Annotated in this window: 15 protein-coding genes; 12 read left to right on the forward strand and 3 right to left on the reverse strand. The window is 61.8% G+C overall.

Going from position 1 to position 21,167, the window contains the following annotated elements; translation table 11 throughout:
* Positions 1 to 15 precede the first annotated feature (15 nt).
* Complete coding sequence (locus tag HDE76_RS10195; RefSeq protein ID WP_343205687.1) at positions 16 to 4,392, reverse strand: YadA-like family protein; 4,377 nt, start codon at positions 4,390 to 4,392, stop codon at positions 16 to 18.
* 769 nt (positions 4,393 to 5,161) lie between these two features.
* Between HDE76_RS10195 and HDE76_RS20765 the strand changes: the two genes are divergently transcribed.
* Complete coding sequence (locus HDE76_RS20765) at positions 5,162 to 5,461, forward strand: hypothetical protein (protein ID WP_255481575.1); 300 nt, start codon at positions 5,162 to 5,164, stop codon at positions 5,459 to 5,461.
* 504 nt (positions 5,462 to 5,965) lie between these two features.
* Here HDE76_RS20765 and HDE76_RS10200 read toward each other — a convergent pair.
* Complete coding sequence (locus tag HDE76_RS10200) at positions 5,966 to 6,979, reverse strand: helix-turn-helix domain-containing protein (RefSeq protein ID WP_179477901.1); 1,014 nt, start codon at positions 6,977 to 6,979, stop codon at positions 5,966 to 5,968.
* A gap of 449 nt (positions 6,980 to 7,428) precedes the next feature.
* Here HDE76_RS10200 and HDE76_RS10205 point away from each other — a divergent pair, with 449 nt between their 5' ends.
* From HDE76_RS10205 to HDE76_RS10250, 10 genes are all read left to right on the forward strand, one after another.
* Complete coding sequence (locus HDE76_RS10205; protein WP_255481531.1) at positions 7,429 to 8,082, forward strand: DUF2968 domain-containing protein; 654 nt, start codon at positions 7,429 to 7,431, stop codon at positions 8,080 to 8,082.
* A gap of 272 nt (positions 8,083 to 8,354) precedes the next feature.
* Positions 8,355 to 9,578: a molybdopterin molybdotransferase MoeA gene (locus HDE76_RS10210; RefSeq protein ID WP_184507113.1), complete on the forward strand. Its 1,224-nt coding sequence runs from the start codon at positions 8,355 to 8,357 to the stop codon at positions 9,576 to 9,578.
* A gap of 1 nt (position 9,579) precedes the next feature.
* The gene (gene moaA / locus HDE76_RS10215) at positions 9,580 to 10,635 is read left to right on the forward strand and encodes a GTP 3',8-cyclase MoaA (protein WP_184507116.1); all 1,056 of its coding nucleotides are present in this window, start codon (positions 9,580 to 9,582) and stop codon (positions 10,633 to 10,635) included.
* Positions 10,636 to 11,115, forward strand: coding sequence for a cyclic pyranopterin monophosphate synthase MoaC (gene moaC, locus HDE76_RS10220; protein ID WP_184507119.1), 480 nt, complete (start codon positions 10,636 to 10,638; stop codon positions 11,113 to 11,115).
* Positions 11,112 to 11,717, forward strand: coding sequence for an NTP transferase domain-containing protein (locus HDE76_RS10225; RefSeq protein ID WP_184507120.1), 606 nt, complete (start codon positions 11,112 to 11,114; stop codon positions 11,715 to 11,717). Before moaC ends, HDE76_RS10225 begins: the two co-directional genes overlap by 4 nt.
* Positions 11,714 to 11,956 carry a MoaD/ThiS family protein gene (locus HDE76_RS10230; protein WP_179477602.1) on the forward strand — a complete coding sequence of 81 codons (243 nt, stop codon included), beginning with the start codon at positions 11,714 to 11,716 and terminating at the stop codon, positions 11,954 to 11,956. The genes HDE76_RS10225 and HDE76_RS10230 overlap by 4 nt, the downstream gene beginning before the upstream one ends.
* Positions 11,953 to 12,408, forward strand: coding sequence for a molybdenum cofactor biosynthesis protein MoaE (locus tag HDE76_RS10235; protein ID WP_184507123.1), 456 nt, complete (start codon positions 11,953 to 11,955; stop codon positions 12,406 to 12,408). The genes HDE76_RS10230 and HDE76_RS10235 overlap by 4 nt, the downstream gene beginning before the upstream one ends.
* Positions 12,409 to 12,526: 118 nt before the next feature.
* Positions 12,527 to 13,459: a cytochrome b/b6 domain-containing protein gene (locus tag HDE76_RS10240; RefSeq protein ID WP_255481532.1), complete on the forward strand. Its 933-nt coding sequence runs from the start codon at positions 12,527 to 12,529 to the stop codon at positions 13,457 to 13,459.
* Complete coding sequence (locus tag HDE76_RS10245) at positions 13,452 to 14,207, forward strand: molybdopterin-binding protein (RefSeq protein ID WP_184507126.1); 756 nt, start codon at positions 13,452 to 13,454, stop codon at positions 14,205 to 14,207. Before HDE76_RS10240 ends, HDE76_RS10245 begins: the two co-directional genes overlap by 8 nt.
* A gap of 93 nt (positions 14,208 to 14,300) precedes the next feature.
* On the forward strand, positions 14,301 to 15,959 hold the full coding sequence (locus tag HDE76_RS10250) for a M28 family metallopeptidase (protein ID WP_184507129.1): 1,659 nt from the start codon (positions 14,301 to 14,303) through the stop codon (positions 15,957 to 15,959).
* A 54-nt stretch (positions 15,960 to 16,013) separates the two neighbouring features.
* On the opposite strand, the gene HDE76_RS10255 is transcribed toward HDE76_RS10250, so the two are convergent.
* Positions 16,014 to 17,687 carry an alpha-glucosidase family protein gene (locus HDE76_RS10255; protein ID WP_184507132.1) on the reverse strand — a complete coding sequence of 558 codons (1,674 nt, stop codon included), beginning with the start codon at positions 17,685 to 17,687 and terminating at the stop codon, positions 16,014 to 16,016.
* A 447-nt stretch (positions 17,688 to 18,134) separates the two neighbouring features.
* Here HDE76_RS10255 and HDE76_RS10260 point away from each other — a divergent pair, with 447 nt between their 5' ends.
* The gene (locus HDE76_RS10260) at positions 18,135 to 21,119 is read left to right on the forward strand and encodes a TonB-dependent receptor (RefSeq protein ID WP_184507134.1); all 2,985 of its coding nucleotides are present in this window, start codon (positions 18,135 to 18,137) and stop codon (positions 21,117 to 21,119) included.
* Positions 21,120 to 21,167: the final 48 nt, after the last annotated feature.

Raw genomic sequence — 21,167 nt, forward strand, 5'->3', positions numbered from 1 at the left:
TTTCTATCCCCCGCGCTACCATTGCATGCCGGCACCGACCGACAAGCCTCCGTCGCCGCGAGTGTCGACCGAGCCGGTCAGTTTGTAGACCCAGCGCCCGCCTTCGGAGATCGTTGAAACGCCCACCGCAATGCTGGATTCGCTGCGGAACGTGGCAGCGGCTACGGCAGCCATACTCTTGCCTGGCTCGTAAGCCTGGGGCAGCCCCGCCATGGCCATGGCGGCCGCAACACCCGCATTGGCGCGATTGCCTATCTGCTGAATCTGGCTGCTGAGTGCTCCGAACCGCTGGTCGGTATAATTGGCAGCCCAGTTCTCGGCCTGTTGAACGCCTGAATTGACCTGACCGACGTTCGCCGCATCGGTATCGGCCGTACCCGCCGCCACATTGGTGATTTGCCGCTCGCTGCCGGGACTGCCCACCGAAACCGTATTGTCGCGACTGGCCACCGAGCCTGCGCCAAGCGCCACCGAGTTGTCGGCAGCGGCGGATGCACCACTGCCCACCGCAACACTGTTTGCGCCAGCGGAACTGGCCGTCGGACCGATCGCCACGCTATTGGTGCCACCAGCCGTAGCGCCGCCGGCCGTCGAATTGACCTGCACGTATTTGCTGCTGGACCCGCCACTTTGATTGATAGCGCTAATGTCGTTGTACAGACTCAAATTGCTGTAGACATTGGTGCTGTCCTGCGTCCAGTGATACAGCTGTCCTCCATTGACGGCGTCGGTACTTGCCGCCGTCTCGGCACCAGCGGCAAGGTTGGTCACTGTTACCGGCTTGCCCGTCCCGTCCCCCGTCAGCGTCACGCTGTTGGTTGGGTTGCCGGATGAGTCGGCGTTGTACACCACGGCCAGTTTGCTGTTGGCTGTGCCGCCCCCTGCCTGCGATGTGACCGCCTCCAGCTGCGCGAGATTCACCGCATCATCGGGAGAAGAGCCTGCCGCAACGCCGGTAATCTGGCGATTGCCGATATTGACTTCGCCCGCCGATGTCTGCCGGGCGGCCAAGCCATAAGCAACGTAATTGATTTGGGCGCCGACAAGGGTCGCCGACCCGGCACCCAGCGCAACGCTGTTGGCAAAGCTGGCTGTCGCCCCGCTTCCCACGGCAATGCTGTTGGTGCCGGTTGCAAGAGTGTTGTCGCTTACCGCCAGCGAATAATCGCCCTGCGCCGTGGCACCGTTGCCCATCGCGAAACTATCCGTGCCGGAGGCCAGGGCATTCGGGCCTGCCGCCGCTGCATTCAAGCCGGTGGCTATCGATCCAGCCAATAAGGAATGCACGCTGTAGTACTTGGTGCCAGCGGTATTTGTGAGATCGTTGTAGAGACTGTAATTGCTGTATTGATTCGTTGTGTCCTGGGTCCAGTGCCACAGCTGGGAGCCATTGACTGCATCCGTACTTGTCGCACTCAAAACACCTTGATGCAGGTTGGTAAGCGTAGTGCCATTGGTAAGCCCTCCATCCGTACTTACCACGCCGGCCAGCGTCACGCCGGTTCTAGCGGCACTGTCGTACTGCACTGAATTGGCGGCATCCGCCGAGACGCCTTGCAACTGCTCGACGTTGACAGCGTCCGTCGGGGCGCTGCCGGGAGCGACGCCGGTGATCTGACGGTTGCCTATGTTGAGTTCGCCGCTGGAGATTTGCGGCGCGACCAATCCGTAAGCGATATAGCCGGTCTGTGCACCGACCGTTGTGACCGATCCGCTGCCCAAGGCAATGCTGTTGGCAAAGCTGGCGTTGGCACCCGTGCCTATCGCGATAGCGTTGTCGTTGCCCGTCGCCGCGCCGCTGCCCAAAGCAACGGACGTGTTGCCTGTCGCTATGGCGCCTGGGCCGGCGGCGATGGAATCCACGCCGAGCGCGCTGCTGCCGATACCCGTGCTGTTGGCCTGGAAGTATTTGCTGGTGGTGTTGTAGATATTGCTGACGGTGTTGTTGGTCGCGTAGAGCTGTGCACCGTTCACGGCATCGGTGCTGGTGGCGTTCAGTGCCCCCTGCTGCAGGTTGGTGATCTTGGTGCCACCGGTCACGCCACCGTCGATGCTGGGGGTGCCGGCGAGCGTGATGCTCGCCTTGCTGGCACCGTCGTACTGCACCGAATTGGCCGCCGTGGTTGCCACGCCCTGCAATTGCTCGACGTTGACGGCATCTGTGCCCAACTGCCCGGGGGCAACTCCCGTGATCTTGCGATTACCGATATTGAGCTCGCCGGCGGACGTCTGCGGCGCAACAAGCCCGTAAGCGATATAGCCGGTCTGCGCACCGACCGTCGTGACCGATCCGCTGCCCAAGGCGATACTGTTGGCAAAGTTGGCGTTGGCCCCCGTACCTATCGCGATAGCGTTGTCGTTGCCCGCCGCCGCGCCGCTGCCCAAAGCAACGGACGTGTTGCCTGTCGCTATGGCGCCTGGGCCGGCAGCGATGGAATCCACGCCAAGCGCGCTGCTGCCGATACCGGTGCTATTGGCCTGGAAGTATTTGCTGGTGGTGTTGTAGATATTGCTGACGGTGTTGTTGGTCGCGTAGAGCTGTGCACCGTTGACCGCGTCGGTGCTGGTGGCGTTCAGTGCCCCCTGCTGCAGGTTGGTGATCTTGGTGCCACCGGTCACGCCACCGTCGATGCTGGGAGTGCCGGCGAGCGTGATGCTCGCCTTGCTGGCATCGTCGTACTGCACTGAATTGGCCGCCGTGGTTGCCACGCCCTGCAATTGCTCGACGTTGACGGCATCTGTGCCCAACTGCCCGGGGGCAACTCCCGTGATCTTGCGATTACCGATATTGAGCTCGCCGGCGGACGTCTGCGGCGCAACAAGCCCGTAAGCGATATAGCCGGTCTGCGCACCGACCGTCGTGACCGATCCGCTACCCAAGGCAATGCTATTAGCAAAGTTGGCGTTGGCCCCCGTACCTATCGCGATAGCGTTGTCGTTGCCCGTCGCCGCGCCACTGCCCAAAGCAACGGACGTGTTGCCTGTCGCTATGGCGCCTGGGCCGGCGGCGATGGAATCCACGCCGAGCGCGCTGCTGCCGATACCGGTGCTGTTGGCCTGGAAATATTTGCTGGTGGTGTTGTAGATATTGCTGACGGTGTTGTTGGTCGCGTAGAGCTGTGCACCGTTCACGGCATCGGTGCTGGTGGCGTTCAGTGCCCCCTGCTGCAGGTTGGTGATCTTGGTGCCACCGGTCACGCCACCGTCGATGCTGGGGGTGCCGGCGAGCGTAATGCTTGCCTTGCTGGCATCGTCGTATTGCACGGAATTAGTCGCATCGGCAGCGACACCCTGCAATTGCGCCACGTTTACCGCATCCGTAGCAGCACTTCCTGCCGCGACATTGGTTATCTGACGTTCCTGGCCCGGCGAACCAATGGACACCTCTCCCGCCGACTGTTGCAACGCGGTCAGGCCATAGGCCGTGTAATTGGCCGATGCACCTCGACTAGCCACGGACTGATAACCGAGCGCCACGCTGTTGGCGGCGCTGGCGGTCGCCTCCGCACCCAGGATGACCTGGGCGTTTGCCGTACCCGACGCACTATCGCCGATCACCACGGAGTGACCCAACCTCGCCTCGTAATCAGCTGTGGGCACGCCGGTGGGGTTGTTGGGATCATTGGGCCCGCTACCCGGAAAGGCGACATTGGCATTCACCGGGGGAAGCGTGTGGCTGGCATTGGTGCCGATCACCACTTCCTTCGAACCGTTGGCCGTGGCGCCGTCGCCAACGAGCACCTGGTAATCCTGCGCCGCATTGATGCCATAGCAGGCGACGCTGACCACAAGAGCATTGAGGCAGGTCGAGGCGAAGGCTGGCGCCTGGCTGGGCAACAGCAGGCCTAGCACTCCATTCTGGTTACCGTTGTTGATGTTGTAGATATAGCTATTGGAGGTTACCCCGCCAAGCAAGGTCAGGTGCGAGTTCACGCCCGTGCCACCGACCAAGGTGCCGGTCGTTGAGGTCAGCAGCGTGCCCACCGGATTCAGCGTGAGCGTCGGAATGCCCAGCACATTGACAACGGAATAGCCCTGGCTGAAGTTGGCATTGCTGACCTGCAGCGAGCCGTTGGTGACGTAGCCATTGCCGCCAGCAAAAAGACTGTTGGTCGTTGAGCCCAGCAGCTGCGTCGCGGTACCGACGACGCCTCCATTGCCGACAATCAGACCCGTCGGCGAACTGCTGGGCGTGGGGAACACAGGCACGGACGCGGCGACCGATCCCGACAGCGAAACCGGCGTGTTCAGCGACGGCAGCAGTGCCCCCGTCGCTGCCGTCGAAACCGAATTCAGCGGCGCGAATGTCAGAGGAGATACGCTCGCGGCTGCCGTCGTAGCGACGTTCTGTGCGTCGGTATCGTCGACAACATCGCTTGAGCTTGTTTCCACGGATGCCGTTGCCGACGTATCCACGGAATGCTTGAGGCGACGATCGGCCGCGTCGCCGACGAAAGCCACCGAGCCGGACAGGCTGCCGGTCGCTGAGGCATTCGCAGCAAGGCTGCCGGAGAGGGACGCCCTGGTGACGGAGGTAGGTGCAGGCGCCGCCTGCACTGCTGACCCGGCAGAAAGGGCAGCCGAGGTTTCAACGGCACTCGATTTATCTGCCGCGTCCGCCGTAGCAGTTACTGCGATGGGAGTTTTCGGTGGAAGCGTGGCAGCCGCATTGACAGCCAACTCTGATGAAGGGAGAGATGGGGTCGATATCGTTGCTATGGGACTAGTTTTATCCACCGCATCGGCGGCGACCGAAACAACGAGCGGGGCCTTGGGTACTGGCGTCGATGCAACCGATACTGCCGGTGTCGATGAAACTGCCGGAGCCGTCTCAACCAGACTTGCTTTATCCACGATGCCTGCTTCCGGCGTCGACGGCAGGCTCGCCTGGAGCAAGCCCACTTTGTCCAGTGCGCTTACCGTAGCTGCGGGCGGCTGTGCGGGCCCGCTGATCGCCACTGGCTGCACACTAGCTGCCGATGCGGAACCCGAACCCACTTTCGCACTGCTCGACTGCTGCGCAAGTGGACCACCGGTCGCCTGATTGAGCTTTCGGTCAGCCGTATCGGCCGTGGTGAGTGCAGCCCCATCCGCTTCGCCTGCGTTGGCCGAAGTGATCGCGTCTCGTGGGTGGAGCGCGCGCTGCGAGGAAGCAGCTGGCGTGGTGTACGCTGCCGTCGCCTTGGCGGACACTGAAGGCGACGTTGTCGCCGAAGAAGCCACCTCTGTCGTGGAAGCGGAAGACTTGTGCGCTGGCATCATGCCAATGGAGATATTTGAAGCGCGCCGTTTCATCGTTGACGCAAGAGAAGAAGATGCCGAGGTTTCGCTCGACGCCGTACCGGCATCGCCCACCGCGCTCTTGGCGACCGTCTGCACCGGCGCAGCGCTGGCATGGCTTGTATCGTATCTGGCGATGAGCGACTGCAGGTCATCCAACTTGGCATCGCCACTGGATTGAGCACTGGCGCCCGATGCAAACAACAGCCCGCTCGCACCCACAAGGGAAATAAACAGCAGCTTGCGCGTGGCACCGAAGGTACGTCGATCGACCTTGCTCGCGCTACTTGAGCAGTCGCCGTGGTGGGAGGATGCCAGCTCCGACGCTACGACCAAAACTCTGCGCGAACGGCACCACACCAGACGATAGATACGATTCATAGCTGCCCCCTAATACGTGATTCATGCTAGATGTCGCCATGCCTCGACGCAACTGGAACAGCATTTGCGCACTGCTGCTTCTGCGAGATCCGATGCGTCGATTTGGTTTCTATCGAAGCGCGAAGTGGCGCTTGCATATATACCGATTCGGCAAGACAAATGGAAAAATGCGCTGTTTGTTGAATCTAAATCGAGTCACGCGAGAGTCGCGCTCAGAGAAAAGCGTGCTTATTCGGTTGCGCACCACAAAAAAAACGAGCTGATTCGGCATCGCTATTTTTTTTGAAAAAGCACCATTTGAGATTCAGCTATAGGCAATTTCACGCGCCGTTGATGGAGCGGTTGTTTCGGCGGGCGGTGCGCGCATCAAGGTATCGCGAGGCAATTCGCCGAATGTGTGTCGATAGTGATCGGCAAAACGGGAGAGATCCCATAGCCCGCAACTCAATGCGACCGACTTCACCGAGCGCCGACTGGCATCCGCGACCGTCAAAGCCCTGAATGCCGTGCACAACCGCAACATGGAGAGATAGCGGTTGGGTGAAAGCCCCAGCAGATCGTCAAATGCATAACGCAATGCGCGCTCGCTGACGCCGGCTGCTTTGCAGAGTTCGTCGAGATAAATCACCCGACGCATGTTTTCGCGCATGTAATATTCGGCCCGCTGCACGATTTGATAATGAGCACGCCGCCCTCGCGAACATTGCGGTCGATCATCGGCCTGCGCGCTGAGGCCGGCCAGCAGATGATTTTCCAGCAAGATATCGAGCTCTTTTTCGATGAGAGAAGCCGGCGCGTCGGCACGAGGCTCCTGGAATAGATGCTGATGCACCTTTTCGAAATTGGCCGACAGCGTGGTACCGAGCTGCGAACCGGTAAGGTCAAACATCGCCAGAAGACGGACGGGGATATCCAAGTCTGGATGCACAAGCTTGGCAAATTTATGCCTTAGACGCTGTAACGGCACAAGCATGATGCTGGCGCGACTGTCGGCACCGAAAACAAACTCGCTGACGCTGCCGGGAAATACCGTAAACGCCGTGCCCGACGATATCGGCGTACCGTTGCACCCGGTTGCGTTATTCGCGTCGTGCAGGCAACCGAGCAGGCACCAATCGGCGGGAATCGCGAAACGTCCGCGGAAAGAAAAATCCGTTTCGATGTGACATAAAACCGAGTCGCCCACGACTTCGGAGTCGATGGCCGCTCGTTTGAGGTGGGCGCCGAGCACTACCGTTTCCATGTCGCAGACCTTGAGTACGCCATTGAGCGATATCAGGTCTTGGGGAAGTAACGCGCCTGCGTTTTTTGCAATCATGATGCCCTGCTCCATTTGGCGACCAATCTATTGGCGACTTGAACCGACTTCGATTTGAGCCCGGACCGCTCGCTCGACCAATTTCGCTTCCTTGGCGACGGCCGAGTCTTTAATCGCTTGAAATCTTGCTCATTGCCTGGCTCTGTTTCGATTGAAGCCTTGCGCCTCGATAAAGAGTGCGCAAATTCGGCAACATTTCGTTCCCCGTTGAATCGAGTGTCATTGCGCAAAATCTCGCGCTCTCCAGTCGCGCAAGGCGCCTAGGGGCCTGGCAAGCGCCACTTGACCCATTGCGCCGCACTATTAGACTCCTTAGTTTTGGTTTTGGGCGGAATAAACTGGGCCATCCGCCCACCGCGGGCTATGCCATCGCCGGTAACACTGCTCAAGTTAGGTTAGGGGTTGCATCGATGATCCACAGCGGGCACGGACGACGATTCTCCAGGTGGTTGATCGCACTGACTTTCACCGGCGTCTCGGCATGTGTCGCCCCCGTTCACCATCCCAGCGCACCTGCCGCACAGAGCAAGCGTGCGCCCCAGCAGGCCTCCAGCGGAACGGTGGCCTATCTGCACCAGCTGATCGACAGCCGCCAGCTGACCCAATTGCGCACGACCTTCAACGGCCACTACGGCGCTACGCTGTTTTTTCAACCGGACAAGCTCAGCTACTACGTGGCGCTTTTCCATGGCGACGAGTACTGGCGCGTCATCCAGACCGACTCGGAGCGAAGCGCGGAATCGATCTATGACGCCTTCGCCCGACAGTCCGAAAAGCTGGCCGAAGTCGATATCGACGCACTGAGGCTGAAGGCGGGCAACGCGTATGCCGAGCAGATGGTGGCGATGAATGAAAAGCGGCTGAAAAACCTGCAGCAGGATGCGGATCGCCAGCAGCAGCAGGCTCGGGAGGTGGTTGCGCAGCAACAGCAGGCGCAACAGCAGGCAGTGGCGCTTTCCAATGATTTGCGCCATACCAGCAGCCAGCTGGACGCGTTGAAAGCGAAAATCCGAGAACTGGAGGCGCAACAGGCCAATCCTGAGGTGGTTCTGCCGCCGCCATCTTCCATCGACAAGCCGTCAGTCCCCAATCCGTCTGACTAAGAGCCTGTTCATGATCTCTACCTACCGCGCGCCGGGAGGGGTTGGCGCGCAGGCCAAGGAAGAACGAGGGTAGGTGGGGAGGCGCCATGGATGGCGCCGGCTTTGAGGAGCGAGGAATAGCTGTCGGTTCAGACGGAGCGATGACACCGGGATGGAGGCACCCCCGAGCGGCTGTCGGGATAACGCGTCGAGCTTAAGAGAAGTAACCCAGCGGCTTCACGCGTCGAATGCTTCTATGCGCTCGTTGCAAGCCCGCCTACACTGACCAACCTATGCCCAATCAGCCTTTGACCACGATGATTTCTGCCAGCGAGGCGGAACAGCTGATTCGCGAGCACATGGGGCGGTTCGCCGCGCAAACCCGCTCCATCGATGACGCCGCAGGCTGCATTTTGCGTCAATCCATCGTCGCCGAACGCGACCAGCCGCCGTTCGACCGCGTCACGATGGACGGTATGGCGATCCGTTTCGAGGATTTCTCGAACAGCAAGCGCCGCTTCGATATTGCGGGCATGCAGGCAGCCGGCATGGCACCGATGACAATGCATCCGGAAGGCGCCTGCGTCGAGGTGATGACCGGCGCCGTGATGCCGGACGGCTGCGACACGGTGATCGCCGTCGAACAAACCCGGCGTGAAGGATCGCAGCTGGCTGTCGCGGCCGACTACGAGCCGCAGCGCGGACAGTTTATTCACCGCCGTGGCAACGATTGCCAAGCCGGCGAAACGCTTATCGAGCCCGGTGCCACGCTGCGCGCGCCGGAAATCGCCGTGATCGCCGCCAACGGCTACGGCTCGGTCGAGGTGTCCACCCAGCCGCGCGTGACGATTCTCGCTACCGGCGACGAGCTGGTGGATGTGGAAGCCCCGGTAGCCGCCTGGCAGATCCGCCGATCCAACGATCGGGCACTTGCCGCGCTGCTTGCCAGCCGCGGTCTGAGCGAGGTGAAGCTCAAGCACGTTACCGACGAACGCGACGTGCTGAAAGCGGCTATTGCCGAGCAACTCGATACGCGCGATGTATTGATCCTCTCCGGCGGCGTGTCGATGGGCCAGCGCGACTTTGTGCCGGGCGTGCTCAGCGAGCTCGGCGTGCAACGAGTGTTCCACAAGATCGCCCAGCGCCCGGGCAAGCCGATGTGGTTCGGCATGGGGCCGAAGGGTCAGGCGGTGTTCGCGCTGCCCGGAAATCCGGTCTCAGTGCTGGTCTGCGCCACGCGATACGTGATGCCGGCGCTGCTCGGCGCCATGGGTTGCACGGCGCCGCCGCCGACCTGCGTGACCCTGGCAGCGCCGATCGACTTTGCCGCCACGCTCACCTATTTCGTCCCCGTGCGAATGCAGACCGATATCGCCGGCCTGCCCATCGCCATGCCGCTGCCGCCGCAGACCTCGGGCGATTTCTCCGCGCTGACGCAGACTCACGGCTTTGTCGAACTGCCGCCTGAAAGGTCGCACTTTCCCGCCGGTTTCATCGCTACCTACTATCCTTGGTGAGATGAACTCTCTGGACGCCCTCCCCGACGCGCTCCTTGCCAGGCTGGCTCCGCCGCTGGACATGTTCGCTCGCCCGCTGCACGACCTGCGCATTTCGGTCATGGATCGCTGCAACTTCCGCTGCCCGTACTGCATGCCGGAAGCCAAGTACGGCAAGGATTTCGCCTTTCTGCCGACGGCCGAACGGCTCGATTTCGATGAAATCGTGCGACTGACCAGGCTTGCCGCCCTGCTGGGCGTGCGCAAGGTGCGTATTACCGGGGGCGAACCGCTGCTGCGGCCGAATCTGGCCGAACTGGTCAGCGAGCTGCGCGCGATCGAATCGATCGAAGATATCGCGCTGACCACCAACGGCGTGCTGCTGGCCCAGCAGGCGCCTGCGCTGATGGCGGCCGGCCTGAACCGCGTCACCGTGAGTCTGGACTCGCTCGATCCCGCAGTGTTCTCGCGCATGAACGGCGGCCGCGGCGAATTGGAGCGTGTGCTTCAAGGCATCCGCGCCGCGAGCGCCGCAGGGCTGGGCGATCTCAAGGTCAACACAGTGGTGCAGCGCGGCGTCAACGATCACACGCTGATCGACATGCTCGAGTATTTCCGCGGCAGCGACATAGTGGTGCGCTTTATCGAATTCATGGACGTAGGCAACCTCAACCACTGGTCGATGGCCGAAGTGGTGCCGTCGGCCGAGCTGCTGCAGCAGATCGAGCAGCGCTGGCCGCTCGAAGCCCTGTCCGGCCACTATAAGGGCGAGGTGGCCAAGCGCTATCGCTACCGCGACGGCCAAGGCGAGATCGGCTTTATCTCGTCGGTGACGGCACCGTTCTGCGGCGCCTGCACGCGCGCGCGCATTTCATCGGACGGCTCGCTGTATACCTGCCTGTTCGCCGAGCGCGGCATCGATCTGAAGACGCCGCTGCGCGGCGGCGCCTCGGACCAACAGCTGCTCGACATGATGCGCAGCGCCTGGCTGCAGCGTACGGATCGTTACAGCGAAGAGCGCGCCACGCCGCAAGCGCAGCATCACAAAAAAATCGAAATGTATTACATCGGAGGCTGAATGCTCTCGCACGTGGGTTCGGACAATCAGCCGCGCATGGTCGGCGTCGGCGCCAAGGTTGCCACGCAACGCGTGGCGCGGGCGCAGGCGCGTGTGCTGCTGCCAGTCGACGTAGCATCGCAGCTGCGCGAGGCCGGCCATATGACGCCCAAGGGCCCGGTACTGACGACCGCCAACCTGGCCGGCGTGATGGGTGCCAAGGCCACGCCGCAGCTGATTCCGCTCTGCCATCCGCTGATGCTTCAGCGCTGCCGCGTCGATCTCACGGTCGAAGGCGACGAAATCGTCATCGTCTGCGAAGTCGCCTGCCACGGCACGACCGGCGTGGAGATGGAGGCCCTCACCGGTGTCAGCATCGCCGCGCTGACGGTGTACGACATGTGCAAGGCGATGTCGCACGACATCGTCATCCGCGAGGTGCGCCTGCTGCACAAATCCGGCGGCAAGCGCGATGTCGATACCGGAGCGACGTCAGCATGAACACATCGGTGCAAGCATCGGCCCGCGGCGTCTATGGCCTGGTGCTCAGCGGCGGCGCCAGCCGGCGCATGCAGCACGACAAGGCGCTCATCGACTACCACGGCGAACCGCAGCTGCGGTGGACCTATCGCCTGCTTTCGTCGGTCCTCGATCGCGTGTTTATTTCTGTACGAGGTGACCAGCGCGACGAACCCGTGCGTCGCGACCTGCCGCAGATCGTCGATGCGTTCGAGGATGCCGGCCCCGCCGCCGGCATCCTGTCCGCCCAAGCGCTCTACCCCGACGTGGCGTGGTTGGTCGTGGCCTGCGACTTACCGCGGCTGGATGCCGCAACGCTGCAACATCTGCTGCAGTCGCGCGACCCGAACCGCGACGCGACGGCCTTCGTCAGCAGCCATGACGGCCTGCCCGAGCCACTGTGCACGCTGTGGGAGCCAGCCAGTCACGAAAAACTTCTGGAACGCGTCCAGGCCGGCCGCAGCTGCCCGCGCAAGGCGCTGATCCAGGGAAACACCCAACTGCTGCAGCCATATACCGCGCACGCGCTGGACAACATCAATACGCCCGAAGAACTGGCCACACTGCGAGCCTCCCTCCGATGACCTCCGTTACCGTGGAATATTTTGCCCAGCTGCGCGAGCAGGCCGGGCAAGGTCGCGAAACCATTTCCAGCGCTGCCGAATCCCTCGCCGCGCTCTACGCCGAGCTGCGCGAGAGGCACGGTTTCCGGCTGGATACCGCCCAGCTCAAGGTCGCCGTGAACGCGCAGTTTCGCGACTGGCAGCAGCCGTTGGCCGAAGGCGACGTGATCGTTTTCATTCCGCCGGTGGCCGGCGGATGAGCCGCGTCAGCATTGCCGCGCAGCCGGTCGACACCAATACGCTGCGGCGTGAACTACAGCGCCCGGGCTGCGGCGGCTTTTGCGTATTCGAAGGCTGGGTGCGCGAAACCAACGAGGGGCGCGAGGTCAGCGGCCTGGATTATGAAGCCTATAACGAGCTGGCGATCAGCGAAGGCGAGCGCATCATCGACGAGGCCGTGCAGCGCTTCGGCATCGCCGACGCCCGCTGCGTGCATCGCGTCGGCAGCCTGGCGGTGGGCGATACGGCGGTGTGGATCGGCGTCGTCTCGCCGCATCGAGACGAGGCGTTCCGCGCCTGCCGCTACATCATCGATCAGGTCAAGATGCGCCTGCCGATCTGGAAAAAAGAGCACTATCTGGTCGGGGAGTCGTCCTGGGTCGCCTGCTCGCACGGGCCGGCCGACGATCACGATCACGCGCACCACGGCTGACGGAACATGTCGCCGAGTGTGTAGCAGGTAACCCGGTAGGTATCTGCAGCGAATGGATCAGAGACTTACTGCGTAAACTCGATATCAAGCCGTCGATCTGCTGCTGGGGAACCCTTCCATGACCACGGAAACCGTGACTGAAAACGTGATATCCCAGAGCGCCGCGGCGATGACGCCGCCCGCTCCGGCCACATCAAAACGGCTGGTCTACCGCCACTCGCTGCCGATCCGGCTGATGCACTGGATCAACGTGATCAGCCTGTCGCTGATGTTCTTCAGCGGCCTGCAGATCTTCAATGCGCATCCAAGCCTGTCGTGGGGCAACTACAACAACCCGGACAAACCGCTGCTGGCGCTGGATGCGCGCGAAGACGCGAGCGGCAACCTCATAGGCATTACCCGCATCGGTAAGCACGAGTTCAACACCACCGGCGTGCTCGGTGTTTCCAAAGGGCCGGACGGCACGCCGACGGCGCGCGGCTTTCCCTCCTGGCTCACCGTGCCCGGTCCGGGCTGGCTGTCGATGGGCCGGCAATGGCATTTCTTCTTTGCTTGGATCTTCGTGCTCAACGGGCTTTGCTACATCGGCTATTCGCTGACGAAGAAGCACGTGCAGCGCGACCTGTGGCCGACCAAGGCAGACTGGCGCGGCATCGGCCAGTCGATCGCCGACCACGTGCGCTTCAAACATCCGCACGGTGAGGAAGCGCTGCGCTACAACATCCTGCAGCGGCTGGCGTATCTGATCGTGATCTTCGTCTTCGGTATCGGCATCGTGCTGATGGGCCTGGCGATGTCGCCGCGAATGGATGCGGTGCTGTCGCCGATGGTGGAGCTCGTCGGTGGCCGGCAGGCCGCGCGTACGATCCACTTCATCATCGCCTGGGCCTTCGTCGCCTTCGTGCTGATCCACGTGTTCGAGGTGTTGATCAGCGGCGTGTTCAACCAGCTGCGCGGCATGATCACAGGCTATTACAAGGTGGACGTAGAGCCGGTGAGCGTGGTCAAAAACGAACCGGTGGCGGTGATTAAGGAGACGACCCATGACTGACCGTCGGACGTTTCTGCGTATGGCCATCATGGGCACCGCGGGCCTGCTGGTCGCCGGCTGCGACAAGATTTCGCAAAGCAGCTGGGGCCCGAAGGTGCTCGGCAAGGCTCAAGGGCTGAACCGACGCGTGCAGGCGCTGCTGTCGCCCTCCAGCGCCATGGCCAAGGAATACACCGAGGCCGATATCTCGCCGACCTTCCATCCGAACGGCACCACCATGCCGGACACGGACGAATACCAGGCGCTGATGGCGAACAACTTCCGCGATTACAAACTCAAAGTGACTGGCCTCGTGACGACCCCAGGCGAGTTCTCCATCGACGATCTGAAAAAACTCGACAATCGTACGCAGATCACCCGCCACGACTGCGTCGAGGGCTGGAGCGCCATCGGCAAATGGCAGGGCACGCAGCTGTCCGCCCTGCTCGATCACGTCGGCGTCGATCCCAAGGCGCGCTTCGTGGTGTTCCACTGCCTGGACAATATGGACGTGGACACGCCCTACTACGAAAGCGTCGATATCGAGGAGGCGCGCCATCCGCAGACGCTGCTCGCCTTCAACCTCAACGACAAGCCGCTGCCGGTGTCGAACGGCGCGCCGCTGCGCCTGCGCGTGGGTCGCCAGCTGGGCTACAAGCAGGCCAAGTACATCGGCAGCATCGAGCTGGTCGATAGCTTCGCCAAGATCGGCAGCGGCAACGGCGGCTACTGGGAAGATCAGGGCTACGAGTGGTACGCCGGCATCTGAGCTGGCGACGATTGCGCTGACATTCGGACGGCTAGACCTGTCGGCATCGGGTCCCTACTATCGGGAGTGGATTCCCACGACAGGTAGCCACTCTTGAAACGATTGATTCTTTCCACGCTCGCGCTGGCCATCTCGACGGCCGTGATGGCCGCCGCCGTCAATGCGCCCACCTTCGATCCACACCGTCTGTCCGACGAGGTCAAGACGCTTTCCTCCGATGCGTTCGAAGGCCGCGGCCCGGCCACACCGGCCGAAACCAAGACCATCGACTATGTCGTCGCGCAGATGAAGGCCGCCGGCCTGCAGCCCGGTGGCGACCTCGTCAACGGCAAGCGCGCGTGGACCCAGGCCGTGCCGCTGCTGCGCACCGAAATCGTCGGTACGCCGACGTTGAGCCTGTCGATCGACGGCAAATCGCAGTCGCTTGCACAAGGCAACGAAATCGCCGTGCGCGCACCGATGGACGGCTCGACGTCCGTGGCGATCGCCAATGCACCGCTGGTGTTCGTGGGCTACGGTGTCAGCGCGCCCGAGCGTCACTGGGACGATTTCAAAGGTGTCGACCTGCACGGCAAGATCGCCGTGGTGCTGATCAACGATCCCGACTTCGAAACCGGCGTCGGCGATTTCGGCGGCAAGGCCATGACCTATTACGGCCGCTGGACCTACAAGTACGAGGAGGCCGCGCGCCAGGGCGCGCTCGGCATGCTGGTGATCCACGAAACCGCACCGGCCTCCTACGGCTGGAACACAGTGAAGAACTCCAACATCATCACTATGTTTGACATCGTGCGCGACAAACCGGCCGCCGTGCACCCGCAGCTGGAAGCGTGGATTCAGCACGACCTCGCCGTCGACATGTTCAAGCGCGCCGGGCTCGATTTCGAGGCGCTGAAAAAACAAGCGCAGACGCGTGCGTTCAAGCCGGTGACACTGAAGGGCGAAAGCTTCTCGGCCAGTTTCAAGGTCGATTCCAAAGTTATCACTTCGCACAACATCGTCGGCCGCATCGACGGCAGCAAAAAGCCCGACCAGACCGTGATCTACAGCGCGCACTGGGATCATCTGGGCGTCGGCCAGCCCGATGCCAAGGGAGACCGCATCTACAACGGTGCCGTCGACAATGCCACAGGCACGGCGGCGTTGATCGAGCTGGGCCGCGCCTTTGCCAAGGCGCCGCGATCGGAACGCTCGGTGGTGTTCCTCAACGTCACCGCCGAAGAGAAAGGCCTGCTCGGCTCGGAATACTATGCTGCCAAGCCGCTGTACCCGCTGGCCACGACGGTGGGCGTGATCAATATGGACGCGCTCGACCCGCACGGACCGTCGCGCAATTTCACCATCTCGGGCAGCGCCAAACTGGGCCTGCTGGACGACCTGATCGCCGACGCCAAGACGTTCGGCATGGTCTATAGCCCCGATCCGAAGCCGGAAGCGGGACACTTTTTCCGCTCCGATCACTTCTCGTTTGCCAAGCGCGGGGTGCCGGCGATCTCGTTCGGTTCGGGTAACGACTGGGTCGACGGCGGACTGGCGGCGGGCAAGGCCGCTGAGGATGACTACACCGCCAAGCGCTATCACCAGCAGGGCGACGAGTGGCAGGCCGACTGGCCGTTCACGGGCATGGCGCGCGATCTGCAGGTGCTTTACGTGCTCGGCAGCCAACTGGCCAACTCCGACGAGTGGCCGGACTGGAGCAAGGATTCCGAGTTCCGCGCCACCCGCGACAAGACCGCTGCCGAACGCAAGTAATCCTCAGCAGTAGCCAAACCCACCAAGCCACTCCCTGACCGGAGTGGCTTTTTTTCAGCGTGATTCGACAGCCATCTGAGCCATGTCCTCAGCCCCGTGACGGACGCGACTGGATGGCAACGACGCAAACCACACGCCGTAGGCGGGCAGATGCATCTGCCGGTTTTGCAGTTCGCCGCGCGCGAGGCCGTGGCCAAGCATTTCCACCGATTCAGCTGCCTGCGGCAGTTCGAGCTCCACCGGCGCATCGGCCAAATTGAATACCGCCAACACGGTCTTGCCCTGGAAACTGCGCGTGAAGGCCAGCACCGGTTCGGCGGTTTCGATGAAGCGGATATCGCCCCAGCGCAGCGCCGGATGCGACCGGCGCCAGTGCATGAAGGCGCGAAAGCCGTGCAGCGTCGAATGCGGGTCGCTTTCCTGGCGGATCACGGCCAGTGCGCGATGCTGTTCTGGTACGGGCAGCCATGGCGTGCCTCGGCTGAAGCCGGCGTGCTCACCTTCGTCCCACGGCATCGGCGTGCGGCAGCCGTCGCGGCCTTTGAACTGCGGCCAGAAGGCGATGCCGTAAGGATCCCGCAGCGACTCGTACGACAGCTCGGCTTCGGTCAGACCCAACTCTTCGCCCTGATACACGCAGACCGAACCACGCAACGAACAAACCATCGCGGTCAGCAGATTGGCCAGAGCCCCGGCCGGCCTGCCCTTGCCCCAACGCGACAGCACTCGTTCCACGTCGTGGTTGGAGATCGCCCAGCATGGCCAGCCCTGGGTCATCTTCGCTTCGAGCCGCTGCACCGTATCGCGGATATAAGTAGCGCTGAAATCTTCGGTCAGCAGTTCGAAGCTGTAGCCCATGTGCAAGCGATGCGGCTGGGTGTATTCGGCCATGGTGGCGAGCGAATCCTCCGAGGAAATTTCGCCCAGCGCCGCGACGTCCGTATAGCCGTCCATCAGCGCGCGCAGCTCGCCTAGAAACGCGAGATTCTCCGGCTGCGTATTGTTGTAGTAGTGATACTGAAAAGCGTAGGGGTTGTCCGGACTGAAACCGCGGCCCACGCGCTTGTCCTTCGGCTTGGGCGGGTTGTCCCGCAGCTGACGATCGTGAAAGCAGAAGTTGATGGCATCCAGCCGCACACCGTCCACGCCCCTGTTCAACCAGAACCGCACGCTGTCGAGTATCGCCCCGCGCACTTGCGGATTATGAAAATTCAAATCCGGCTGCGCGGCAAGGAAGTTGTGCAGGTAATACTGACCTCGCCGCGGCTCCCACTGCCAGGCCGAGCCACCGAACAGCGACAGCCAGTTGTTGGGCGGGCTGCCGTCGTCGCGTGCGTCGGCCCACACGTACCAGTCGGCCTTGGCGTTGTCGCGGCTCTCTCGGCTTTCGTGAAACCATGCGTGCTCTACCGAGGTATGGCTAAGCACCTGATCGATCATCACCTTCAGGCCAAGCCCGTGCGCCTTGGTCAGCAGCCGATCGAAATCCGCCAGCGTGCCGAACAAGGGATCGACGTCGCGGTAATCGGCAATGTCGTAGCCAAAGTCGGCCATCGGCGATTTGAAAAACGGCGAAATCCAGATTGCGTCCACGCCAAGGCTGGCGACATAGTCGAGCCGCTCGACAATGCCCGGCAGATCGCCGACGCCGTCGCCGTTGGTGTCGAGAAAACTGCGCGGATAGATCTGGTAGATGACGGCACCGCGCCACCAGCTTGCGTCGGACATTGAACGAAACCCCATGACATGAGCCGTCCGTGCCACGCGGGCGCTCGTCGGCGAGTGGCAGCAGCTTAGCGGCAGGCTCGTGGCATCACGCAGAGGTCTGCATACGTATTCATTCGTGCTGCAATTGCGTTACATCGGTCGATAGAGGCTGCCAAAAAGCATCCGACCGCCGGCTTCAAACTGGCGAAACATTGTTTCCTCACAACGATTTGCATGCGCATGGCGGCGTGCGGAATACAGCGCGAGCGTCACATGCTGCACCGCGATGGGCGACGGGGTGCCGCCGTGATGAATACGTATGCAGAAACTGGTGAGTGCCGGAACGTCGGCCCTACCATGCCGGCACGCCGCTGGGATCACCGACCAGCGCCGCCTGCCACCGCCGCCAACAAGGCCTGGGGCAGCAAGCGCCCAAGCACCAACACATTTTCGTGGGGAGACGAGAACATGCTACTGAAACGCAACGTAATGGCTGTGGCGCTGATATCGGCCGGGCTGTTCATCACGGCCACTGCCTACGCGACGCCGGGCGATAGCGCGACCAAGCCGGGTACTACCGCTTCGGTCGATACGTCGGCATCGCCCGCGGCCACACCGCAGGACGACACCACCGACACCAAGGCCAGCGCCGCCAAGAAAGCCAAGGACGATAGCGACGCCGCCAGCCCCAGCGAAAAGAAGAAGCTGGCCAAGAGCCTGTCGGCGATCACCGTGACCGGCTTCAGCAGCAGCATCGAAAAGTCGATCGACTACCAGCGCTACGCCGACAACATCCAGAACGTGGTCACTGCCGCAGATATCGGCGGCTTGCCCGACCAGTCGATCGCCGATGCGTTGACCCGTCTGCCGGGCGTCGCCGCCGAGCGCATCTCGGGACAGGCATCGCAGATCAACGTGCGCGGCCTCGACGGCAACTTTGTGCTGACCACCTTGAACGGCCGCGTTCAGCCGTCGACCAGCGGCAGCAACTACACCGACTTCGATCAGTATCCGTCCGAGCTGATCAACATGGCGACGGTCTACAAGTCGTCGCAGGCTTCGTTGGTCGAAGGCGGCGTCGGCGCCACCATCGACATGGGCACCGCCAATCCGCTGGAAAACACGAAGGAACAGTCGCTCAACATCGATGCGCGCGGCAGCTACGACGGTCAGGCGCACGACGTGACCGGCGCCAACTCGCTGGGATATCGCCTCAGTGCCGCATGGCAGGGCAAGTTCTTGAACGACACGCTGGGCGTGGGTCTCGGCTTTGCGCAACTGTATCAGCCGCATGTGTCGGAGCAGTTCGTGGGCGAGTCGTACGATTCTTCGCCGTTCACCGGTCAGGCGAGCGCGGGATCGCTGGCCAATCAGGCCGGAAAGACAACCGTAGTCGGCGCCGCCGGCCAGAACGTCTATGTGCCCGACGGCATCCAGCTGCAGCAGAACGGCGGCGAAGAGAAGCGTACTGGCTATCTGAGCACCATTGTGTGGAAACCGACCGATCACCTGCAGATCACCGGCGACAGCTTTTTCTCCAAGTTCAACAACAGCTCGTTCGGCTACGGTTTCCGCTCGCAGCAGTTCGACTATGGCAACACCTTGATCACCAATCCCGTACTCGGCGCGAACGGTTCGCTGCTCGGCGCCACAGTCAGCAGCAACGCCAACGGCGCGCAGGGCAATCAGTTTTCCAACGAGACCACGCTGGACAACTACACCAAGATCACCAATGTATTTTCCGGTGGGTTGAACCTGAAATGGAACGATGGCCCCTGGCACGTCGATATGGACGCCTCGCTGTCGCACGCCTCCAGCAACCAGATCAACGTCGATGCCACCGCCGATCCGTACAACAACCTCGGCACGGCCAATCCGACCCTGGCCGCACAGTCCGTCACGTATCGGTTGAACGGCAGCCAGGTGGGTACGGCGAGCTTTGCCAACCCAGGCATGTACACCAATCTCAACGATATGGCTCTATCGCGCTACGGCGTGTATCCGTACGTGTATCACGATCGCGAAAAGGCATTCCGCACCAGCGTGAAATACGACTTTCTCAATAACCCGGTCGTCTCTGCGCTCGAGGCTGGCGTCTATCTGGATAACCACACGTACCAAGCCGATCGCAGCGTATACGCCTACGGCTCGGAATGGAACGTATCGCCAGTGGCCGGTGAACCGCCGCTGAGGCTCAACAGCAATAACGCCACGCCCACCTGCTGGCAGGGCAAGTTCGGCGCTTTCCCGTGCTTCCTGCAACTCAACGGACCGGCGATTCTCGCGGCCAATGGCATTACCAATATCAATCCGGTGAAAGACTGGAACAATAGCTGGACGGAAATTCAAAGCGGTTCGGTCAACGAAAAATCACGCGATCTTTTTGTGATGGCGGATATCGACACCCAAGTGTTCGATCATCAGCTGACCGGTAACGTCGGCGTCCGCGTCGCCCGCTTCTCCCAATACAGCGACGGCATCCAGCCGGTCGCTGCGGGCACCGGCGATCCGATCACCGACGGCTATGGCGTGGTCAATCGCGATTACCACTATGTCGACGTCGGCAAGACCTATACCGATTACCTGCCTTCGCTGAATCTCGCCTACCACCTCACCGACAGCGATCAGATGCGCTTCTCGGCAGGCAAGGTGCTGTCGCATCCGCCCATCGAGACGATGCTGGCCGGTGCCGGCTCATACATCACCAACAACAACACCTACAACATTTACGGCAGTACCAGCCCGTATCTCAATCCGCTGCGTGCCCGGCAGTACGATCTGACCTACGAGCATTATTTCGACGATTCCACCGGCGTGTTCGTGGCCGATGCGTTCTTCAAGCACATCGACTCGTTCGTGCAGACCATTACCTACAGCAACTTCGATTTCTCCACGATCGGCATTGTCGTACCGACGGATCCGGCCACCGGCAAGCCGTATCTCAATGGCGATTATCAGACCTCCTACAATGCCAAAGGCGGCGATCTGCGCGGCGTCGAGCTGGATTACCAGAAGACGCATATCCTGCCTGGCGTCCTGTCCGGCCTCGGCATACAGCTGAATTACGCCTACACGCAAAACTCGACCAAGGCGGAATCGACACTTGGCGGCGCACCGCAGCAACAAGGGCTGCCCGGCTATTCGCGCAAGGTCGCCAGCGCCGCCTTGTTCTATGACCTCGGGCCGTTCTCGGCACGCATCTCCGGCAACTACCGCTCGTCGTTCGTGTCCAACTCGCAGATCGCGGTGACCAATCAAGTCGTGTACTTCGCGCCGGAAACCGTTTTCGATTTCCAGGCCTCGTACAAGGTCAACAAGGACTTCAGCCTGGTCTATCAACTGCTCAACCTGACCAATCAGCCGACGCGTACCTACTTCGGCAATTCGCAGGAGACCGGCACGATCCAGTATTTCGGTCGCACGTCGTATTTTGGCTTCAATCTCACGTTCTAACGTCGGGCGCGCCGGCCATCGCCCTCACGGTGGCCGGCCATGCTTTCT

Source organism: Rhodanobacter sp. ANJX3, from assembly GCF_014200755.1.
Taxonomy (GTDB): Bacteria; Pseudomonadota; Gammaproteobacteria; order Xanthomonadales; family Rhodanobacteraceae; genus Rhodanobacter.

Bases quoted from the DNA above. Each gene is read 5' to 3' on its own strand.
- HDE76_RS10200 (WP_179477901.1), bottom strand. From the start codon at position 6,979: ATGATTGCAAAAAACGCAGGCGCGTTACTTCCCCAAGACCTGATATCG.
- HDE76_RS10210 (WP_184507113.1), top strand. From the start codon at position 8,355: ATGCCCAATCAGCCTTTGACCACGATGATTTCTGCCAGCGAGGCGGAA.
- moaA (WP_184507116.1), top strand. From the start codon at position 9,580: ATGAACTCTCTGGACGCCCTCCCCGACGCGCTCCTTGCCAGGCTGGCT.
- moaC (WP_184507119.1), top strand. From the start codon at position 10,636: ATGCTCTCGCACGTGGGTTCGGACAATCAGCCGCGCATGGTCGGCGTC.
- HDE76_RS10225 (WP_184507120.1), top strand. From the start codon at position 11,112: ATGAACACATCGGTGCAAGCATCGGCCCGCGGCGTCTATGGCCTGGTG.
- HDE76_RS10230 (WP_179477602.1), top strand. From the start codon at position 11,714: ATGACCTCCGTTACCGTGGAATATTTTGCCCAGCTGCGCGAGCAGGCC.
- HDE76_RS10235 (WP_184507123.1), top strand. From the start codon at position 11,953: ATGAGCCGCGTCAGCATTGCCGCGCAGCCGGTCGACACCAATACGCTG.
- HDE76_RS10240 (WP_255481532.1), top strand. From the start codon at position 12,527: ATGACCACGGAAACCGTGACTGAAAACGTGATATCCCAGAGCGCCGCG.
- HDE76_RS10245 (WP_184507126.1), top strand. From the start codon at position 13,452: ATGACTGACCGTCGGACGTTTCTGCGTATGGCCATCATGGGCACCGCG.
- HDE76_RS10255 (WP_184507132.1), bottom strand. From the start codon at position 17,687: ATGTCCGACGCAAGCTGGTGGCGCGGTGCCGTCATCTACCAGATCTAT.
- HDE76_RS10260 (WP_184507134.1), top strand. From the start codon at position 18,135: ATGCTACTGAAACGCAACGTAATGGCTGTGGCGCTGATATCGGCCGGG.